Below are 20,619 nucleotides of genomic sequence, written 5' to 3'. Positions count from 1 at the left end.
TTTAAGGTGTATTTAGAGAGAATGAAAAACGCGCCAAGTTGCGTATCCTGCAAAACAACATAGTATAGAACCGAACAAGTGCAAAGCAGTATGGCCAAAGGCCCAAATCCATTCACCTTTTTGTAAGAGTTCCATAGCTTCTGCTGAAAAAGTCGAAAACGTGGTTAAGCCACCGAGAAAGCCAGTGACCACAAACAGTCGCCATTCTGGTGACAGTTGAGGATTTGCCGAAAAAAAACCGGCACAAATACCGATCGCATACGCGCCACCGAGATTCGCGATTAAAGTTCCTAAGGGTAAATTAACGTGAACTGCATTGAGACCTAAACCCAATAACCAACGCAAACAAGCGCCGAAAGCAGCGCCAGCACTAATTGCCAATATCGACAGTCCATTCATACGCATCGTGCTCCTAAGCCTGCGATTCCACTTGTGTCTGCAAGTTGCCCCATTTATCGATTGCAAGACTATCTGATTCTCGCGCATCGACCCAGCGTTCTCCTTCTGGCGTGCTCTCTTTTTTCCAAAATGGCGCTTCGGTTTTTAAATAATCCATCATAAATTCGCAAGCGGCAAAGGCTTCACCACGATGGGCGCTGGCTACTGCCACCAATACAATTTGATCCAGTGGTTGCAAGAGGCCAACGCGATGAATAATCACCGCGTCTATTAGGTGCCAACGCTGCCGAGCTTGTTCCGCAATCGCTAGTAAAGACTTTTCTGTCATACCTGGATAATGCTCTAGCTCCATCGCTCGGATATCTTGTCCATCATTGCGATCACGAACCAAACCAACAAAATTCACCACTGCACCTATCGCTGGGTTGGCGGCACGCATCTGCGCCAGCTCTTGACTAACATCGAAATCTTCTGTTTGTACCGAAATTTTCATTAACTCACTAGCCTCCGGTCACAGGTGGGAAAAACGCCAACTCAGCACCATTTTGCATAGGCATATCGCCATTGAGCATCTGTTGATTATAGGCCATGCGCAGCGCGCGATTTGGCGCCAATACTTCAGCCCAGACGCCGCCGCGTGCGATCAATAATTCACGCACTTGTTGTGCGCTGATACTGACGTCATCGAGTTCCAATAGCTCGCTAGAGCAACCCAGTTTTTCGCGTACACTGGCAAAGAATTTCAATTGTATTTTCATCTGCAGTCTGCTTAATAAAGTAATCCACTAAAAGGAATGAAACTCACCATATCGCCGTTGGTAATGGTTTGCCCCGCAGGCAAATCAATCAAGCCATCGCCCCACACCGTCGAGGTCAAGACGCCTGAACTTTGATTCGGAAACAGGGCTAAGCCACCTTGCTGATTAATTTTGGCACGTAAAAATTCATTACGTCTATCCGCTTTTTTCCAATCAAAATCAGCACGCATAGCGTAACTAATTGGCGTGACATCTTGTATCCCCTGCATGCGTAAAATAAATGGACGCACAAACAAAAGAAAAGTCACAAAACTCGACACAGGATTACCGGGCAAACCAAGAAAGAAAGCATGATCGCCGACATTACTTTGCTCACTACGACGCACTTCGCCAAAGGCCAGAGGCTTGCCTGGTTTGACCGCGATTTGCCACATATTAATATGCCCTTCCGCTTCCACCGCTGGGCGAATATGATCTTCCTCACCGACAGAAACACCGCCCGAAGTGATGATCAGGTCATGATCTCGCGCTGCTTGACGCAAAGTCTCACGAGTCGCAGCAAGATTGTCAGGAACAATGCCGTAATCGGTAATCTGACAGCCGAGATTTTGCAATAATCCCGTCAATAAAAAACGATTGGAGTTATAAATCGAACCTTCTTTTAGCGCTTCGCCTGGCATGGTAAGTTCGTCACCGGTAAAAAACACAGCAACACGCAACGGACGCCATACTGGCAAAGTCGCCAAACCAACTGAGGCCGCCAGGCCTAATTCCTGCGCGCGCAAACGCGTTCCTGCCACCAAGATTTCGGCGCCCGACTTAATGTCTTCGCCTTGTCGACGTATCCACTCACCGCTTTGTGGTACATGATTGATCGTGACAAACGTCTGATCGCCTTCGACTTCACTTACACATTGTTCTTGCATCACAACCGCATCGGCACCATTTGGTATAAACGCTCCTGTGAAGATTCGTGCGGCTGTTCCGGCATCTAGGCATTGCCCAATGACACCAGCGGGAATTCTTTGCGTCACTGGCAAACGTGCTTGCCCACTTTGACATTCAGCCGCGCGTACTGCATAACCGTCCATTTGGGTATTATCCATAGGCGGCACATGCAAGGTCGAATATTGGGTCTGTGCGAGTATTCGACCATTGGCCGCGAGGGTCGCGACTTGTTCAATCTCCTGCAATGGACGCACGGCTTGCAATAAAGTCTGCAAAGCTTGCGCCACACTTAACATCGGTTTTTTTTCCATCGGATTCTTCTTCGTTTTAGTCAATAGGAAAGTCTATCACTCCGGACCCAAAATCCAGAACTCGCCCGCCCACTTGGATTCGTCGATCTTGATACACATCTAAAAACAAGCGACTAGGTCTTTGTACCCGTTCGCCCTGAGAAATGGCAATCGCCACTGGCAAGTCACGTTGCTTTGCTAACCACCAACCTCCCAGATTGGCACAAGCAGAACCGGTGCCAGGATCTTCGGCCACGCTACCCTGTTTACTAAAAAAATAACGCGAGGTGATTTGCAAGCGCTGATGTTGATCATCAGGAATCTGATCCCAAGCGAACACATACGCAGTCCTTCTGCCCAAACGACTTTGTGGCCACTCGGCTGGAAACGACGCATTTGGTTGCGCTCGCTGCACCGCGTCGACACTGCGCAAAGGCACAAGCAATTGATCAGTGCCAGTATTGACCCAAATCGGCTCACCCAACAAATCTTCAGCCTGCAAACCCAACATCTGCGCAACATCTGCGCCGGGCAAAGAACAAGGATGTGTCATTGGCATGCCTTGCATAGGCGCTGTAAAAGTCCAAACATCTTGCTGTGCCTGCACAGCAATGATTCCTGCATTGCATTCCAAAGTCAACTCATCGCCTGCGCGCATTAGGTCGCGAACCACATGCGCAGTACCCAATGTCGGATGGCCAGCAAAAGACATTTCATGACTCGTGGTAAAGATACGCATGCGCGCAGTCGCCGTCGTTGATGGAAAAATAAATACTGTTTCAGATAAATTAAATTGCAGCGCGATGGATTGCATCTGCGCATCACTCAAACCGAGTGCGTTTTCAAACACACAAAGTGGATTACCGCCAAACGTCGATTCTGCAAACACATTGACCAGTCGGTAGGAGAATTTCATAAAGTTGAACCATCTACTCAGTAAATAAGGAATAATTAGAATAATAACCGCAACACTCCAATAGCGAATCAATCCATTCACCCAAGCAAAGACGAATTAGGACACATCATGACAAAGAAAAACGAAGAACTGGACGAAGAAACCCTCGCTGTCATCAATTGGTGCATCGAAGTCGAAGGCTATTTGGTCAAAGGCGGTGCAACGCAGGCACAGGCGCAAGACTTCATTGAAGAAGAAATCGAATTTTTAACTGATCAATTTTATGATGGTTTGACGCCAGAAGAAGCCGCCAAAGTCGCACTCAGTGATTAAATCTCCAGTCTCGATTTCCCAATGTTGAACTTGTGAGCAATGAGTTTGTCACATGGATTCAACGATCGTTTGGGAGACAGTATGAAAAAAACACTAATAGCGTGCACATTGGCAGGCCTATTTGGTTTGCTGCAAAGCTTACCGGCGCAAGCGCAAATACTCACGGTACGTGAACAAGCACGTGTCATCGATGAAAACTTGGCAGATCGCTTCGACAATCTATTACCGGGCATGATGGAAGAGACCGGGATCGACATGTGGATTGTCATTTCACGTGAATATAATGAAGATCCTGTCTTAAAAACCATGCTGCCTGCCGAATGGTTAAACGCGAGACGACGCACGATTTTGGTATTCCATCGCAATCCACAGACCAAAAACGTCGAGCGATTAGCTGTCGCGCGTTATGATTTTGGGCGCAATATTAAAGCTGCTTGGGATACGCAAAAATTTCCTGATCAATGGGATGCGCTGATTGATCTAGTAAAACAACGTAATCCACAAAAAATTGGTATCAATACCTCACAACATTTCGCCCATGCGGATGGGCTCGATCACACAGAGTATCAAGAATTAGTCCAAAAATTACCCAAGGATTTTAAATCGCGCCTAGTTTCAGCCGAGGCCTTAGCGATTCGTTGGCTAGAAACCCGCACTGCGCGCGAAATGCAGTTTTATCCACAGCTCATTAACGTGACACATAAAATTATCGAAGAAGGATTTTCTGAAAAAGTGATCACACCCGGCATCACCACCAGCGAAGATGTGGTGTGGTGGTTCCGTCAAAAAATAAGCGATCTCGGCTACGAGACTTGGTTTCATCCTACTGTTGATATTCAAAGAGTGGATCCAAAAACCGAAGGTGCAGAGCGTAGCTTTGCGATTAAACCCAAAGCCGATGTGATTCAAGCGGGCGATTTAATCCATGTTGATATCGGCATCAGCTATTTACGCCTCAACACCGACATTCAACAGCATGCGTATATTTTAAAACCAGGTGAAACAAAAGTTCCAGCCTCGATTCAATCAGCGTTTGATAAAGCCAATCGTCTGCAAGATATTTTGACGATGCAATTTAAGACCGGTAAAACGGGCAATCAAATTTTAGCGGGCGCATTAACGCAGGCAAAACAAGAAGGCATCGCGGCAAGTATCTACTCTCACCCGATTGGCTATCATGGGCACGCCGCTGGCCCGGCAATTGGTATGTGGGACAATCAAGGGAATGTGATCGGAACAGGTGATCAAGCCTTGCGAAAAAATACCGCATATTCGATAGAACTTAACGCCAGTAGCATGATTCCAGAATGGAAAAAAAGCATACGCATCATGTTGGAAGAAGATGCTTTTTTTGATGGTGAGACCGTGCGTTATATTGATGGTCGCCAGAAGCAAATTTATCCGATTCCGCGTCCTTCCAGTTACGTTCAATAAAAACGCTCTATCCAACAATCAAAAAGCCGCGTGGTCCACACTCACGCGGCTTTTAAACACGCAGTCGTCTTATTGATCATTACGACGATAATTGATCTGCTCAATTCTCACTAACTGCGCATCCTCGACGTCATCCATATCTTTATATGACCATGATCGTTGACTTTGTTCGGCATGTACGTTGCTCACTTTATTCTTACGTACATTGATCATAACGACCAACAACAACAGTTTTACCAACATAAAAATGACGAATAAGGTCAGAATCAAAGGTATTAAGGTAATGAGCAATGCTAAGCCGATACACAGCATCAAAATCCGTGGCAGAGGCGTACGCATAAGCACCTGTCCAGCTTTCGTACCCATCACACGCAGTTCTTGCCATGCCTGACGCAGTACAGAATACAAATATTGTTTGTTCGAATCTTTCATGATTTATCCTTGAATGAAGAGCACTGAAAACGCTATCAATGTATCGTAAGCCACAAGAGCTTGTTTCCGATTTCCGACCAAATTGCATTTTGATGGAATGAATGGCGTCGTTCTCGGGTTAGGCGGATTATCCAGTCTCAGCACTGGAATTCCTACGGTAATAATTTATCAGTATGGCCATCGCTTTAGCGAGTTCTTGTTTAGATTGGCTTTACGTCAAAAAAACTCCGCTTGAAACCCACTATTCTGCATTTCATCGCATCTCACTATGTTTCCTCCCTCATTCACTTTACAGTCACACCATCAACACAAGTTCAACACACCAGCTAGTTAACTACCAACAGGACCATCATGAAACGCCACCTAAAAACCCAACTATTGATCGGCATTTTTACAATCGGCACCAGCTTTACCTCATGCGTTATGGCCGAAAGTTTAGCTAACAACAGCACACAAAGTGTCACAATCAAAGCCAAGCGCCTAAACACCGAAGAAAAATCCCGCTATGATCAAGAACAAGCGAATCACAATATACAAAAAGTCATTATCACTGCAAAGCGTTTGAGCCCTGAAGAGAAAATTACTTACGACAAATCAGTATCACAATAACTAGCTTTAAAATTATTTAACAACGACTTGTCATACGATACAAATCTATTACAAAAATTTCTGTCGTCAGACCAGTAAATTGATTTACACTTCTCGCTTCACTGCCATTGATTTGGGGTCTACTATCATGAATACAAAACAATTTTCACTCGGTATTGCTTTACTTGCAGTTGCTGGGATCGCGTATAGCCAAGAATTTGTGGTAACTCAGACACAAACCAATAACCAGGCGAGCTGCCAGGAAAACTGCCCGTCAGAAGGTCAAGGCGGCCAAAATGCGATGCAAATAGACCGCAGTGGTATGGACAAAGCCTCTGTTCATTTGCAAGTTTTACAGCAGACCTCACAAAAATTTGCCGAACCGTCTAACAACAAAAAAAATAACGACGATAAAAAAGCGCCAAATAAGCCACAAGACAATTCCTGATTTTGATCTCACCGACAATGGTCGGTGCTGAAAAAAACTATCAAAAAAGCCTGTTACAAAGCAGACTTTTTTACTTTTAAAAAATCTTTCTAAGGTTTGCAAAATAAAAATTGCTAAATCGAGCAACGATCAATTCGCTTACTCAAAATAATCGACGTGGAAGTTTGTCTCACGCCTTCTAGCGTACCAATCTGATCTAGCAGTTTATCCAAAACCTCAGTACTGGCACATCGAAGTGTCAGCATGTAATCAATCATTCCACTGACTGCACATAAGCTTTCGACTTCGGGCAATTGCTGCATGACCTTAATTAAATTGCTCGCCGAACGCGCCTCAATTGACAGCCCCACATAAGCACGCACCGCTGGCTGATACATAGACTGATTCAGTTTTAGGCCATATCCCGCAATCACTTGGCGTTTTTCCAGATTCGCAATTCGTGCAATCACAGTCGTTCTCGCTATCCCCACTATTTTTGCAATCGTTGTCACCGGCATTCTGGCGTTATCCATTAGTAAGGCTAGAATTTTATTATCAATATCATCAAGAACTGGCTTCATAAAATCAAATCAAAGGAAAATATAGTCATAATGTATCATCATTGAACAATATGACGATAAATTAGTATCTATTATCTGACATTTCTTGCATCTACACTGTCTCTGTTGGCACATATCAAGTGAAATATTGACCCACTTGTTTAGTCACTTTTACCATTTTAATTTGGAGACCATCATGAGCACGAAACTCATTTTGCTAGGAGCAGGAAAAATTGGCGATGCGATTTTAAATTTACTATCCCATTCCGGCGATTATGAAATTACTGTCGCGGATCGCGACGCGGAACGACTCAATTATGTTGATAAAGAAAATTTTCCGAACGTCACGAGTGTCTGCTCTGATCTCAACGATCAAACCAAAGTAAGTCAATTAATCCAAGGCCATGATGTGACTTTATCTGCTTGTCCGTATTTTTTGACGCCGATGATAGCCAACGCTGCAAAGACGGCGAATTCGCATTACTTTGATTTAACCGAAGATGTCGAAAGCACCCGCATCGTTAAGCAATTAGCGCAAGATGCTACGAGCGCTTTTGTTCCACAATGTGGCTTAGCGCCGGGTTTTATCTCGATTGTGGCAAATGATGTTGCGAAAAAATTTGATTCCCTACGCGATGTCAGTATGCGGGTCGGCGCGTTACCAACTTTTCCCAACAATGCCTTGAAGTACAACCTGACTTGGAGCACGGATGGCCTAATTAATGAATACTGCAATCCCTGCGAAGCGATTGTCGATGGCAAGCTACGTGAAACCTCTGCCTTAGAAGAGATCGAACACTTTTCTTTGGATGGCATCGATTACGAAGCGTTTAACACCTCTGGCGGTCTTGGGACTTTATGCGAATCCTTAATCGGTCGAGTACAAAACCTCAACTACAAAACGGTACGCTATCCAGGTCACCGCGATATCATCAAAATGTTAATTCGTGATTTGGAATTAGGCAAATTAGAGCGTCGTCCAATCTTGAAAGATGTTTTGGAAACCTCAGTTCCTATGACGAAACAAGATGTGGTTTTGGTATTTGTCAGCGTAATCGGGATGCGCGCCGGGCGTCTAGAGCAAGAATCTTATGCCAAGAAAATCTATGCACAAGAAGTCAATGGGCAATTATTATCAGCGATCCAGCTAACCACGGCATCAGGCATCTGCGCCATGGTGGACATGTTAATTCAAGGTAAATTGCCGCAACACGGCTTAGTACGACAAGAACAAGCGTCTTTAGCCGACTTCACCGCAAATCGTTTTGGACGCTTTTACGCGAATTGATGAGACAGTAGCCACAGAAAGAAAGAGTCTGTTGAAGCTCACATGCTCTTTCTTTGTCGATACAAAATCCCTATTGAAAAGAAATAACATTTTTAAAAAAATCATCAAAGTATTAATGATAAATACCTCTTATACTTAGTCTCGAAAGCAAGTTCTAGTTTGCTAAAGAATGAGGGGAAATAAATACCATGAGTAGCTTGTACCATCTACGCAAATTCGCGTTCAAATGGATCATGTCGATATCCCTCAGTTTTTTTGCTCTGCCATCCGCTTATGCAAAAGAATCTCTGGATATCATTCTCCCAAGATCTGACGCCAAGGTCGATCCTAACGAAGCTTATGTTAGCGAGCTCCTACAATTAATCATTCAACATTCACCTCGTCCCTACCGCTTGATTTACAGCAAAGGTCGCATGGAACAAGGTCGTTCGATCTACGAAATGACTAAACCTGATGGCAAAATCGACCTACTGTGGAGCATGACAACGGATACTCGTGAAAAACAATTAATCCCCATTCGCATACCCATAGACAAAGGTTTAATTGGCTGGCGTATTAGCTTGATTAAGGAGAAAAATCGCAGTGCATTTTCGAAAATAAAAAAGGCCGAAGATTTAAAGCCATACACCGCTGGGCAAGGAAGTAGCTGGCCCGATGTCGCTATCTTGAAAGCCAATCAACTACCCGTATTGACCTCGATTGGCTATGATTCCTTATTTACGATGCTGGCGGGAGAGCGTTTTGATTACTTCCCGCGCTCGGTCTTTGAAATTTGGAATGAACTTAAGAGCCACCATGATCAAACGATCGAAGTCGAGCAAAGTTTCATTCTGCATTACCCATCAGCCTGCTATATTTTCATCACGCCACGGCGACCACAAGTTGCAGAAGATTTACGTCAAGGCTTCGAAAAAATCATTGCGAATGGCTTGTTTGAGAAATTATTTCAGCATCACAATCAAGAGAATATCGAACGCGCTAAAATCAAACAAAGAACCGTCATACAGTTAAATAATCCGCTTCTTAATATTAATTCTATGCCACTCAAGCGCGCTGAATTATGGTTCCAAACACCTGCACATTAATCTGCATCGCTGTCTAATTGCCGTAAATAGGCGAGCTTTTCGGCAATCTTAATTTCCATCCCACGACCGACGGGCTGGTACCAACGCAACTCTTCCAATCCTTCTGGCATATACGTTTCACCGGCAGCATAAGCGTTAGGCTCATCATGCGCATAGCGATACAATTTGCCGTAACCAAGTTCTTTCATCAGCTTAGTCGGCGCATTACGTAAATGCTCGGGTACCACGCGCGATTGATCTTTCGCCACAAACGCCCGCGCTTGTTTATATGCCATATAAATTGCATTCGATTTCGCCGCGCAGGCTAAATACACCACCGCTTCGGCCAATGCTAATTCGCCTTCTGGCGAACCTAGGCGCTCGTACACTTCCGCCGCATCTAAACTGATGCGCAAAGCACGTGGATCAGCTAAACCAATATCTTCGCTCGCCATCCGAATAATTCGGCGCGCTAAATAACGCGGATCGGTGCCACCGTCTAACATCCTCACCAGCCAGTACAAAGCCGCATCAGGATTGGATCCGCGCACCGATTTATGCAACGCTGAAATCTGATCATAAAACGCATCACCGCCTTTATCAAAACGGCGCAAGGCATCGCCCAGACATTCAGCGAGTAATGCACTATCGACTTCCCGCACTTTTTTTGCCTGCGCCGCGCGAGCCGTGATGTCGAGGTTATTCAACAATTTACGACCATCACCATCCGCACTGGCAATCAGACTTTGTTTGGCTTCTGCGGTGAAAACTAAGCCATCTAATTCTTGGGCGCTGGCTTTGTCTAACATCTGTGACAAATCATCTTCGGTGAGCGATTTTAAAACGTAGACAGCCGCACGCGACAATAAAGCGCTATTGACTTCAAAGGAAGGGTTTTCTGTCGTTGCACCGATAAACGTAAATAAGCCACTTTCCACATGCGGCAAAAACGCGTCTTGCTGGCTTTTATTAAAGCGATGCACTTCATCGACGAATAAGATGGTGCGACGTTGCGAAGTCGCGCGTACAAACTCCGCCCGTTCGACCGCATCGCGAATATCCTTCACACCTGAGAGAACTGCAGAGAGGGCAATAAATTCTGCCTGAAATGCTTGCGCCATCAACCGCGCCAAGGTGGTTTTTCCAACGCCAGGCGGTCCCCACAACAACATCGAGTGAGGTTCACCGGACTCAAAAGCGACCCGCAACGGCTTCCCCTCACCCAACAAATGTTGTTGACCGATTACATCTGGCAAACTCTGAGGGCGAAGGCGTTCAGCCAGCGGCTGATATAAAGCCCCTTGCTGCGCCCCCATCATGGACGTAAAACTTCTGCACCAGTGGGCACAATAAACTTAAACTGATCGACAGAAAAATTAGGATTTTTTTCGAAATTTTTCAAAGTAACAATGGACAACTGACCAAAACTGTCACGCAATTCCATGCCAACGGGCACGCCGTCTTTCATACCGATACCGATCGTATCAAACTGACTGTCTTTGGTCTTAGGAATGGCTTCTAACCACTCAACACCCTGCTTTAGTCCAACATCTTTCATGACAAAATTCTTGTCCAAATCCACGCTACCAAACAAGATCGCCGCAGGACTAGAGGCAATCGCATTACCCAAAGCCTTGATCGTCACTTGATTCAAATCCTTATCGTACAGATAAAGTTTATCGCCATCGGCTTGTAACACTTGCTCATAGGGTTTGATGTAAGTCCAGATAAACTTACCAGGGCGGGCAAATTTAAAAGTACCAGAGGAAGACTTACCGACTTTCGAGACACCATTAGCCGTCTTCATTTGCACTTGCAAAAACTCACCTTTGGCGGTCTTGGTATTGACGACGAAGGCTTTGAATTGCTCAATCGCAGACGCCTGCGCTGCGCTAACTGCCGTTAACATTAAGCCGAATGCCAATGCAGTGGAGTAAATATTTTTCTTAAGGGTGTTCAATGTGATTCCAATTCTATTTAGTAAACCTAGGTAGATAACGCGCTGGTGAACAAGATGGTCTACTCGGCATTTCCTGCTGGCACCAAAATCTCACGATTACCATTTGATTGCATCGTCGATACGACGCCACTCGTTTCCATTTGTTCTAACAGACGGGCGGCGCGATTATAGCCAATGCGTAAATGACGTTGTACCAGTGAGATCGAGGCACGACGATTCTTTAACACGATCGCTACTGCCTGATCATATAGCGCATCGGCTTCGCCACCACCTTCGCCAGGCGCCAGAGCGTCACCACCCTCTTCTAGCACGCCACCTTCCAAGATGCCTTCAATGTAATTTGGCTCGCCTTGTTCTTTCAGATATTTGACCACGCGATGCACTTCTTCGTCGGAAACAAAAGCGCCATGTACACGCATCGGCAAACCCGTACCCGGCGGCATATACAGCATATCGCCCATGCCAAGCAGCGATTCAGCTCCCATTTGATCCAAGATCGTACGCGAGTCGATCTTACTACTGACTTGAAAAGCAATACGAGTGGGAATATTCGCTTTGATCAAGCCCGTAATCACATCAACAGAAGGACGTTGTGTCGCCAGAATTAAATGCAAGCCAGCAGCGCGGGCTTTTTGCGCAATACGTGCGATCAACTCTTCGACTTTCTTGCCAACCACCATCATCAAATCGGCTAACTCATCAATGATGATGACAATCGTCGGCAATTTATCCAAAGGCTCGGGTGCATCCGGTGTCAGGCTAAATGGATTGGGAATATGCTCTTCGCGTTTAGCAGCCTCGGCAATTTTTGCATTGTAGCCAGCTAAATTCCGCACCCCAAGTTTGGACATCAGCTTATAGCGACGTTCCATCTCGTTGACGGCCCAATTCAAAGCATGCCCAGCTTGACGCATGTCTGTAACGACTGGTGCCAACAAATGAGGAATGCCTTCATACACTGACATTTCCAGCATCTTAGGATCGATCAGTATCATGCGGACGTCGTTGGGATCGGACTTGTAGAGCAGTGACAAAATCGTCGCATTAATCCCAACCGACTTACCGGAGCCCGTGGTACCAGCAACCAACAAATGCGGCATCTTGGCCAGATCAGCGACCACCGGATGTCCGGCAATATCTTTGCCTAAAGCGACAGTCAGATTAGACGAACTGTCGTTATAAACTTTCGAACTCAAGATCTCAGTCAGGCGAACAATCTGACGCTTAGGATTAGGTAACTCCAATCCCATATAATTTTTACCAGGAATGGTTTCCACCACGCGAATTGAGGTCAGTGAAAAAGAACGCGCCAAGTCGCGCGCCAAACCGACGATCTGGCTACCTTTTACACCGGTAGCCGGTTCGATTTCATAACGCGTAATCACTGGCCCCGGATAAGCTGCAATCACCTTGGCGTCAACCCCAAAGTCGGAGAGCTTCTTCTCAATTAAACGACTGGTAAATTCTAAAGTCTCAATGCTGACCGTTTCTTGTGATACTGGCGGTTCATCCAATAAATTCAAAGGCGGCAAATTGGTATCTGGCATATCGTTGAACAAAGACACTTGCCGTTCTTTTTCGATACGCTCGGATTTTTGTACAGCGACCACTTGCGGCTCGATTCGGATCGGTGGAGCTACGACAATTTTGGCGCGCTCTTGCACCAGGGTTGTTTCGCGCTTGACAGCAGCGGTTTCACCAAGCTTTCTGTCTTCGTGATCAGTGTATTTCTTGCGAATAAAATCAGCACTGTTTTCGATCAAGGCACCGGTGTTTTCAGCGATCTGCCACCACGACAAATGAAAATACAAACTCAATCCCAAAGAAATAATCAAAAGTAGCAACAAAGTCGCGCCAGTGAAACCAAATGCACTGGCACTCAAGTTACCGATCAATTCACCCAACACGCCGCCATGCGCACCCGGCAGCAGCACCTTTAATGAATACAAGCGCAGCGATTCAATCCCCATACTCCCAATCATGATGAAAGTGAAGCCGACAATCTGAATGATCTTGTCCACAAAATGGTGGTCTTCTTGCCCATTTGGCTGATCGTAATTGAGATGCCGATAGCTACGCCAAACCAACCGCAGCAATGCAAAACTAATCCACCATGCAGAAAAACCAAAAATAAATAACATCAAATCAGCGATACGCGCACCGACAAAGCCACCTAAATTATGAAATCGCTCAACCACAATCGAGCGCGACCAACCCGGATCCAAAGGCGAATATGTTGCTAGGACAAGAATGAAATATAAGGTGAACGCAGCAAACACCATCCAGCGAACTTCCCCTAACAGGATCACCAGACGATTTGGCAAAGGAGGAGGCGGCGCGGATTGACGACTACGTTGATAAACTTCGTTGGAATTTGGCATAGATTTCAAAGAAAACAAGCAAACATGATTGTAGGGCAAAAGCTCGCGGTATAGCTACTTCATAGCAAAACACCGCTATAAAATATCCACTTCTAGCGACACCCGATTTCATTTACCTATAGACCGGACAAATCGGCAGGCACGATTTCAACAATTCATCTTACGAACAACACTCACTTAAAAAAACCATTTGAATTCTCCAAAGTTCGGTATATATTTCATGTAAATCGGTTTACATTAAAAATACAAATGTAAATATTAAGACATTCGAAGTGACTACTTGTGGCTACTTAATACAAAAATCCGATACAAGAAAACAGTAGCGTCTACATCAATGATGGGCATGACGCGCATAAAAACTGTCATAAAAAAACTTGGAGAACCAAAGTGCATTCGTCTATTTTTAAAACCGCAGGATTTATCCTTGCCAGCTTGTGTAGTCAATTGGCCATGGCAGCAACTTGTCTGACCACCGAAGTCGAATCCAATAATACGGATGTCACTGCGAACACCGGCATCTGTTCCGGTACAGCGGTCAACGGCATGATCAGTTCCAGTAGCGACTATGACTGGTTCAAAATCAATGTCGCGGCAGCGGGGTCGATCTCTATTAGCTTATCCCATGCGAGCGGCGCCGATTTAGATTGGTTCCTATATCCAGCCAGTGGCAGTTATGTCGCCTATAAATCAAGCAGCAGCAATCCTGAAACGGGCAGCTATAACGCACCAGCTGCTGGAATCTACTATGTTCGTGTTAAAAGCTATTCCGGCACTGGCAGCTACAGCTTGACAGTAACGTTCCCGAGTGATGCGACCAATCCTGATGTACCACCAGTCGTCCCGCCAATCACCTCAGTGGTCACCGGTAAAGTCTGGCTCAACGGCGGCTCTATTGCGCAAGATAACGCGGCTATTTTTGTAACAGGTTTGCGCCAAGCAACAGGTAAAAACACCACCGCACCGAACATCAATAGCACGACCAATTGCAGCACTGACTGGAACACCACGCCATGTCCAAGAGTTGCAGTGATCACCGCATCAGCAGTCAATCAAGCGGATGGTGTGGATAAATTCAACAATGACACAACGACGGGCGCGTGGTCTTATTACAATTTATTCCAGCGCCATGGTTTTTCACCAAAACACATCCTGAATCATCATGACACGTATGTGAACAACTCAAGCAATACGAGCACACAAGGCCAAGCGAATATCGCTATCGTCAATCAAGCGGATCTAGTTTATGTCATCGGTGGAGATCAATCACGTCTGTCCCGCAGCTTCTTAAAAGATGACGGCACTGACTCTCCGTTGTTAGCAGCAATACGTGCTCGCTACAAAGCTGGCAGTTTAATTTATGCAGGCGATTCTGCGGGTACGGCGATTGCACCAAGTACGTCGTATGGCGAAGGCATTAGCATAGGCTATTTAAATCAAAATACTTTACGCAGTATCACGCCAGCCAATTGCCCGTATGTCGCACCAGCTTCAGACGGTACACCCGCGCCAAGTTGCCTCAGCCATCCTAGCAATGTCGATTTTGGTACCAAAATCAAAGGCTTTGGCTTTGTGCCGAACGCCAACGTTGATACGCACTTTGACAATCGCAACAGTCGCTCTGGTCGCCTCGGTCGTTTCATTGCTGCACTCAAAAACATCGGCCCCAATGTTTCCTACGGCATCGATCAAAATACCGCGCTATATATCAATGGTGATATCGCTACCGTGTACGGCAGCTCTGGCGTATTTGTGGCAGAAGCGAGTTCCAGCAATTTTGGGACTGGCACTAAATTCAGTGCAACTGGAGTCAGACTGTCGTACTTGACGGCGGGCGACACCTTCAAATTCAGCAACCGCACCATCACCACCAGCAAGACCAAATTAATCGGATCGACTGGAGTTGGCTATCAATTCACTAGCGCATTAAACTCCAGTAATATTTTTGCTGTCGATGCCAACGGTCTCGGTAGTTCGTCAGCGGTATTCAAACATATGGTTGACCAAACGCCGACCTCTAGCACAGGCACAGCGCCGTCCGACACGTATAACCCGTTATCTTTTACGTTGACATTCAAACGCGATGGTCAAACCCAAGCGTACAAGAATGCCACTGGCACTTACTCTGGGCCTTATACGATCAAAAAAGCTTTATTGGATATTAACTAATTAGGCCTACATGTGGGTAAGCCGGATGACGACTTACCCACAACACGCTATCGTTACAAATACAACATACGCTGCCGTTCTTCCTCTGATGGCTCGATATCATGCGCCTCGTAGAAGGCGAAAATAGCATCCACAACATTGGCGGGCTCATCAATGATCTGTACCAAATTCAGATCTTTGTCTTCAATGAGCGCTTTGTCTGCCATCTGCATTCTTATCCAATCCAAAAAACCCTGCCAAAAGCTAGTACCCACCAAAATCACTGGAATGCGTTTAGTCTTCCCCGTCTGCATCAAGGTCAACACCTCCATTAATTCATCCAAAGTCCCAAACCCACCTGGAAAAATGACGTAGGCATCGGCATATTTCACAAAAGATACTTTGCGCGCAAAAAAATGACGAAAATTCAAAGAAATATTCTGCCAAGGATTGGTTTTCTGTTCGTGTGGCAATTCAATATTGAGTCCAACCGACGCCGATGCGCCATCAAAAGCACCGCGATTTGCTGCTTCCATGATGCCCGGACCACCACCAGAAATCACAGCAAAACCTTCATCCGATAAGCGTTTTGCCACATCAACGCAATCCTGATAATAGGGATTATCGTGGCTGATTCGGGCCGAACCAAAGATCGTGACGGCGGGTCCTAATGCTGACAGACGTTCGGTAGATTCAATAAACTCTGCCATAATCGTGAACATATGCCACGATTCGCGCGCTTTTAAGGTAGTCGCCTTGTCCTTGTCCGCAATCTGGCGCAATTTCAAAATTCTTTTTCTGCTGTCATTCATACTTAAAATCCTTATGCAAAAAACTCTGTTATTAGTCGACGGCTCCAGCTATTTATACCGCGCTTTCCATGCTTTACCTGATTTGCGCAATATGCGCGGCGAACCGACTGGTGCAATTCACGGCATGGTCAACATGATGCGTCGCCTACGCCAAGATTATCCCGCAGCTTACATGGCTTGTGTGTTTGATGCCAAGGGGAAAACTTTCCGCGACGACCTTTATCCAGAATATAAAGCACAGCGCGCACCGATGCCAGATGATTTGCGCTTGCAAATCGAGCCCATTCATCAGGCCGTAGCAGCGATGGGTTGGCCTATCTTAATGGTCGAAGGCGTCGAAGCCGACGACGTCATCGGCACGCTAGCGGTCGAAGCCACCGCACGCGGTATGAACACCATCGTCTCCACCGGCGATAAAGATCTAGCGCAATTGGTCAATGCCAACGTCATGTTGATCAACACCATGAACAATGAGAAGTTAGATGAAGCCGGTGTGCTCACTAAATTTGGCGTACCACCGAATCGCATCATCGACTATCTGACGTTAATCGGCGACACCGTCGATAACGTACCCGGCGTGAGCAAGTGTGGCCCGAAAACTGCCGTTAAATGGTTGACCGAATACGATAGTTTAGATGGTGTGATCGCTAATGCCGACAAGATCAAAGGTGTTGTTGGCGATAACCTTCGCGCGGCTTTAGACTGGTTGCCACAAGGCCGAGTCCTAATCACCGTAAAAACCGATTGCGATCTGGCGGGTCATCATATTTCTATCGATGAGTCTCTCAAAGCCAAAGAAGAAAATCGTGAGGAAATGATCGCCTTTTTGCAGCATCAAGGCTTCAAGAGTTTATTGCGTGAGTTTGGTGTTGATCCGGTCGCAGGTTCTGCACCAGCAAAAGCAGCGCCAGCGCAAGGTGGATTGTTTGGAGAAGAATCAAGCAGTGTCGCTAGCAACGTGCCAGTAGCAATCCCAGCCGCACCCGCCATCACGCATTACGAAACCATTTTGACCGAAGCCCAGCTCGATGCGTGGCTAGAAAAAATCAATCAAGCCGCCCTCACCTCAGTCGATACGGAAACCACGTCGCTTGAGCCGATGAATGCGCAAATGGTCGGCATCTCCTTGTGCTGCGAAGCAGGCATCGCTGCTTACATTCCGCTCGCCCACAATTATCCGGGCGCACCAGAACAATTGAACCGCGAATTCGTGCTCGCCAAAATGAAGTCGTGGTTAGAAGACCCAAGCAAAGCCAAGGTCGGGCAAAATCTCAAATACGACACCCACATTTTTGCCAATCACGGCATAAATCTGCGCGGTATTTTGCACGACACTTTGCTGCAATCCTATGTGTTCGAATCACACAAATCGCACGACATGGATAGCTTAGCGATGCGTCATTTAGAACGTAAGACCATCAGCTTTGAAGAAGTTTGCGGCAAAGGCGCTTCACAAATTTGTTTCGATCAAGTCGATCTAGAACGCGCTACCGCTTATGCGGCTGAAGACGCTGACATCACTTTGCAATTGCATCAGGCGATGTGGCCGCAAGTAGAACCGTACGACAAACTGCGCTTCATTTACGACAAAGTGGAATTACCAACGTCTGTCGTTTTACAAAAAATAGAACGTAACGGCGTACTAATTAATCGCGATCTATTAGCGACGCAATCCAACGAAATTGGAACGCGTCTGTTGGAGTTAGAACAAAAGGCTTACGAGTTGGCTGAGCAGCCATTCAACCTGAATTCACCAAAGCAGTTAGGTGAAATCTTCTTTGGTAAGCTCGGCCTGCCCGTCGTTAAAAAGACACCATCCGGCGCACCATCGACTGACGAAGAAGTTTTACAAAAACTAGCGGAAGATTATCCGCTGCCGAAAGTCTTGTTGGAATATCGCGGCCTAGCCAAACTCAAATCGACCTATACCGACAAATTGCCAAAGATGGTGAACAGCGCTACAGGTCGCGTTCACACCAACTACGCGCAAGCCGTTGCAGTCACAGGTCGTTTGGCATCAAATGATCCTAATCTGCAAAACATCCCAGTACGTACCGCCGAAGGCCGCCGCATCCGCGAAGCCTTCGTCGCCGCACCGGGCAATAGCATCGTGTCAGCCGACTACTCCCAAATCGAATTACGCATCATGGCGCACATCTCCGGCGACGCGAGTTTACTCAAAGCCTTCGCCGACGGCGAAGACGTACACCGCGCCACAGCATCCGAAATTTTTGGTGTCGAATTACCAGAGGTGACGAGCGAACAACGACGTTACGCCAAGGTGATTAACTTCGGCCTGATCTACGGCATGAGCGCATTCGGCTTAGCAGGCAACTTAGGCATAGAACGCAGTGCCGCACAAAGTTACATCGACAAATATTTCCAACGCTACCCAGGCGTCGCCCAATACATGGCCGACACTAGATTGCAAGCCAAAGCCCACGGCTACGTAGAAACGGTCTTCGGCCGCCGCCTCTGGCTACCAGAAATCAACAGCCCCAACGGCCCACGCCGCCAAGGCGCAGAACGCGCAGCGATCAATGCGCCTATGCAGGGCACGGCAGCAGACTTAATTAAACTCGCGATGATCGCGGTGCAAAATTGGTTAGAGACCGATCAGTTGAAATCCAAAATGATTATGCAAGTGCATGATGAATTGGTGTTGGAAGTCGTGGCTGAGGAGTTGGAATTGGTGAAGCGTAAGTTGCCTGAATTGATGGCTGGGGTGGCTGAGTTGAAGGTGCCGCTGTTGGCTGAGGTTGGGGTTGGCTTGAATTGGGAAGAGGCGCATTAGGATCAATATTTCAACTCTAAATTAAAAAAATCGTTCGAGAAACTCAACTTCGATACCTGTGAAAATGCGTGCACAATCAATAATACTAATCAGTATCTGCAACTTGTTACTTTGTGGCTGTCTTCCGTCGTTTGAAAAGGATAGATATTTCGAGAGTCACATTCAAATGGAGATTGATGGCGTCAAGTATATGTTTAAGAGAAACTGGATGTGCGAGACATATAACAGCATCAGCGCTAACGATATGCGTTTTCACCCAGTCACACATCAAGAGCCTCGAAATTTACAGCCGTACTCAGTAAAGACATTAAGCAACGGTATGGTCTTAATCTATCATGACATCGAGTGGTGTGAGAAAAAAGACTATGCACCGGAAACGCTCAATGTTACCTTGTTAGATCGATTTGGCGATCCAACTTATGGACAACAACTTTCTTTGAAACAAGATTCTTCTGAACGATTTATAGATAAACGAAACCCCAGATTTCGCGTGAAATTAATCTCGATCAACGCATATCTGATCAAACAAAAAATTAAGACAGATCCAATAGAGCAGCAAGAAAAAAAATCTCTGCAAGAATTAAAGCTTACTGCAGGTCGATATCAAAAAGTGACAATTGCCGCCTGGCGACATGATCCAACATCGAAAAAAACGATCGATTTCCAAGAACAGCTATTAAAATTCCGCAACGGTATCTGGGATGCAGAGGACATCGAATTCCCATCTATTTTCGATGACTATCGAGTGACGACGAATCAAAGCTTTGCCTTTATTCCGCTGTCACGAGAGCAGAGAGACGAAAAAATAAAAAACAAAGAGCAGGTCATTGTCAAATTCAATGGGGAATTGATACCGCTAGGCCGATCGCAACAAAAGCATGTTAGAAGTAACAAGGAGAACTTTGATTCAATGTCACTGGAATATGGATTCGATATTCATAGCTGGTCTTTTCCATAACTCGGCAAGGTGCAATCTTTTCGTAAGGCAATGGAATGGACTCCTCCCCCTACGGCATCAAATGTGCCAAACTAATTAGAGGTAAAACTGATTAGTTCACAGAGGAGAAGTCCAAATGAATATTACTCGAATTGGTATCGATCTGGCAAAGCA

20 protein-coding genes are annotated in these 20,619 nt (G+C 46.1%); 9 read left to right on the top strand and 11 right to left on the bottom strand.

Translation table 11 applies throughout. The annotated features are described in order from the left end of the window. Positions 1 to 12: 12 nt before the first annotated feature. Genes crcB through H8K52_RS08195 form a run of 5 tightly spaced genes read right to left on the bottom strand, consistent with a single transcriptional unit; the run spans position 13 to position 3,311 of the window. Complete coding sequence (gene crcB / locus H8K52_RS08215) at positions 13 to 405, bottom strand: fluoride efflux transporter CrcB (protein WP_186922416.1); 393 nt, start codon at positions 403 to 405, stop codon at positions 13 to 15. Between the two features lie 7 nt (positions 406 to 412). Then, positions 413 to 892: a molybdopterin synthase catalytic subunit MoaE gene (gene moaE / locus H8K52_RS08210; protein ID WP_186922415.1), complete on the bottom strand. Its 480-nt coding sequence runs from the start codon at positions 890 to 892 to the stop codon at positions 413 to 415. Between the two features lie 7 nt (positions 893 to 899). After that, entirely contained in the window at positions 900 to 1,157 is a 258-nt protein-coding gene (locus H8K52_RS08205) for a MoaD/ThiS family protein (protein WP_186922414.1), read from the bottom strand. A gap of 11 nt (positions 1,158 to 1,168) precedes the next feature. Then, entirely contained in the window at positions 1,169 to 2,416 is a 1,248-nt protein-coding gene (locus H8K52_RS08200; protein ID WP_246464377.1) for a molybdopterin molybdotransferase MoeA, read from the bottom strand. Positions 2,417 to 2,432: 16 nt separating this feature from the next. Then, positions 2,433 to 3,311: a PhzF family phenazine biosynthesis protein gene (locus H8K52_RS08195; RefSeq protein ID WP_186922413.1), complete on the bottom strand. Its 879-nt coding sequence runs from the start codon at positions 3,309 to 3,311 to the stop codon at positions 2,433 to 2,435. A gap of 108 nt (positions 3,312 to 3,419) precedes the next feature. Between H8K52_RS08195 and H8K52_RS08190 the strand changes: the two genes are divergently transcribed. Together H8K52_RS08190 and H8K52_RS08185 are read left to right on the top strand one after the other, a co-directional pair. Next, the gene (locus H8K52_RS08190; protein ID WP_186922412.1) at positions 3,420 to 3,623 is read left to right on the top strand and encodes a hypothetical protein; all 204 of its coding nucleotides are present in this window, start codon (positions 3,420 to 3,422) and stop codon (positions 3,621 to 3,623) included. Positions 3,624 to 3,704: 81 nt separating this feature from the next. Further along, a complete protein-coding gene (locus H8K52_RS08185) occupies positions 3,705 to 5,057 on the top strand; it encodes a M24 family metallopeptidase (protein ID WP_186922411.1) in 1,353 nt (450 codons plus the stop codon). A 69-nt stretch (positions 5,058 to 5,126) separates the two neighbouring features. Here the strand turns inward: H8K52_RS08185 and H8K52_RS08180 are convergent, their stop codons facing one another. Then, positions 5,127 to 5,489, bottom strand: a complete 363-nt coding sequence (locus H8K52_RS08180) for a hypothetical protein (RefSeq protein WP_186922410.1) — start codon at positions 5,487 to 5,489, stop codon at positions 5,127 to 5,129. A gap of 351 nt (positions 5,490 to 5,840) precedes the next feature. Here H8K52_RS08180 and H8K52_RS08175 point away from each other — a divergent pair, with 351 nt between their 5' ends. Beyond that, on the top strand, positions 5,841 to 6,098 hold the full coding sequence (locus H8K52_RS08175; RefSeq protein ID WP_186922409.1) for a hypothetical protein: 258 nt from the start codon (positions 5,841 to 5,843) through the stop codon (positions 6,096 to 6,098). 127 nt (positions 6,099 to 6,225) lie between these two features. Continuing rightward, the gene (locus H8K52_RS08170) at positions 6,226 to 6,525 is read left to right on the top strand and encodes a hypothetical protein (protein ID WP_186922408.1); all 300 of its coding nucleotides are present in this window, start codon (positions 6,226 to 6,228) and stop codon (positions 6,523 to 6,525) included. A 113-nt stretch (positions 6,526 to 6,638) separates the two neighbouring features. Here H8K52_RS08170 and H8K52_RS08165 read toward each other — a convergent pair whose 3' ends face one another. Then, positions 6,639 to 7,085: an Lrp/AsnC family transcriptional regulator gene (locus H8K52_RS08165; protein WP_186922407.1), complete on the bottom strand. Its 447-nt coding sequence runs from the start codon at positions 7,083 to 7,085 to the stop codon at positions 6,639 to 6,641. Between the two features lie 175 nt (positions 7,086 to 7,260). Between H8K52_RS08165 and H8K52_RS08160 the strand changes: the two genes are divergently transcribed. Then, on the top strand, positions 7,261 to 8,352 hold the full coding sequence (locus H8K52_RS08160; RefSeq protein ID WP_186922406.1) for a saccharopine dehydrogenase family protein: 1,092 nt from the start codon (positions 7,261 to 7,263) through the stop codon (positions 8,350 to 8,352). Positions 8,353 to 8,540: 188 nt separating this feature from the next. Next, the gene (locus tag H8K52_RS08155; RefSeq protein ID WP_186922405.1) at positions 8,541 to 9,437 is read left to right on the top strand and encodes a hypothetical protein; all 897 of its coding nucleotides are present in this window, start codon (positions 8,541 to 8,543) and stop codon (positions 9,435 to 9,437) included. Here the strand turns inward: H8K52_RS08155 and H8K52_RS08150 are convergent. The 3 genes from H8K52_RS08150 to H8K52_RS08140 are packed head-to-tail and all read right to left on the bottom strand — an operon-like array spanning position 9,434 to position 13,757. After that, the gene (locus H8K52_RS08150) at positions 9,434 to 10,735 is read right to left on the bottom strand and encodes a replication-associated recombination protein A (protein WP_186922404.1); all 1,302 of its coding nucleotides are present in this window, start codon (positions 10,733 to 10,735) and stop codon (positions 9,434 to 9,436) included. The genes H8K52_RS08155 and H8K52_RS08150 overlap by 4 nt on opposite strands. Continuing rightward, on the bottom strand, positions 10,732 to 11,376 hold the full coding sequence (lolA, locus tag H8K52_RS08145; protein WP_281387945.1) for an outer membrane lipoprotein chaperone LolA: 645 nt from the start codon (positions 11,374 to 11,376) through the stop codon (positions 10,732 to 10,734). The genes H8K52_RS08150 and lolA overlap by 4 nt, the downstream gene beginning before the upstream one ends. Positions 11,377 to 11,435: 59 nt before the next feature. Continuing rightward, complete coding sequence (locus H8K52_RS08140) at positions 11,436 to 13,757, bottom strand: DNA translocase FtsK (RefSeq protein WP_186922403.1); 2,322 nt, start codon at positions 13,755 to 13,757, stop codon at positions 11,436 to 11,438. 387 nt (positions 13,758 to 14,144) lie between these two features. Here H8K52_RS08140 and H8K52_RS08135 point away from each other — a divergent pair, with 387 nt between their 5' ends. Continuing rightward, a complete protein-coding gene (locus H8K52_RS08135) occupies positions 14,145 to 15,923 on the top strand; it encodes a pre-peptidase C-terminal domain-containing protein (protein ID WP_186922402.1) in 1,779 nt (592 codons plus the stop codon). Between the two features lie 53 nt (positions 15,924 to 15,976). On the opposite strand, the gene H8K52_RS08130 is transcribed toward H8K52_RS08135, so the two are convergent. Beyond that, positions 15,977 to 16,714 carry an LOG family protein gene (locus H8K52_RS08130; protein ID WP_186922401.1) on the bottom strand — a complete coding sequence of 246 codons (738 nt, stop codon included), beginning with the start codon at positions 16,712 to 16,714 and terminating at the stop codon, positions 15,977 to 15,979. Positions 16,715 to 16,727: 13 nt separating this feature from the next. On the opposite strand from H8K52_RS08130, the gene polA reads away from it, so the two are divergent. Together polA and H8K52_RS08120 are read left to right on the top strand one after the other, a co-directional pair. Further along, positions 16,728 to 19,508 carry a DNA polymerase I gene (gene polA / locus H8K52_RS08125; RefSeq protein ID WP_186922400.1) on the top strand — a complete coding sequence of 927 codons (2,781 nt, stop codon included), beginning with the start codon at positions 16,728 to 16,730 and terminating at the stop codon, positions 19,506 to 19,508. 190 nt (positions 19,509 to 19,698) lie between these two features. Then, entirely contained in the window at positions 19,699 to 20,466 is a 768-nt protein-coding gene (locus tag H8K52_RS08120) for a hypothetical protein (RefSeq protein ID WP_222613728.1), read from the top strand. The last annotated feature ends 153 nt before the right edge of the window (positions 20,467 to 20,619 follow it).

Source organism: Affinundibacterium seohonense (assembly GCF_014284305.1).
Lineage (GTDB): Bacteria > Pseudomonadota > Gammaproteobacteria > Burkholderiales > Burkholderiaceae_D > Undibacterium > Undibacterium seohonense.
Note: the sequence above shows the minus strand (reverse complement) of the source record. Positions and strands in the feature narration are given on the sequence as shown.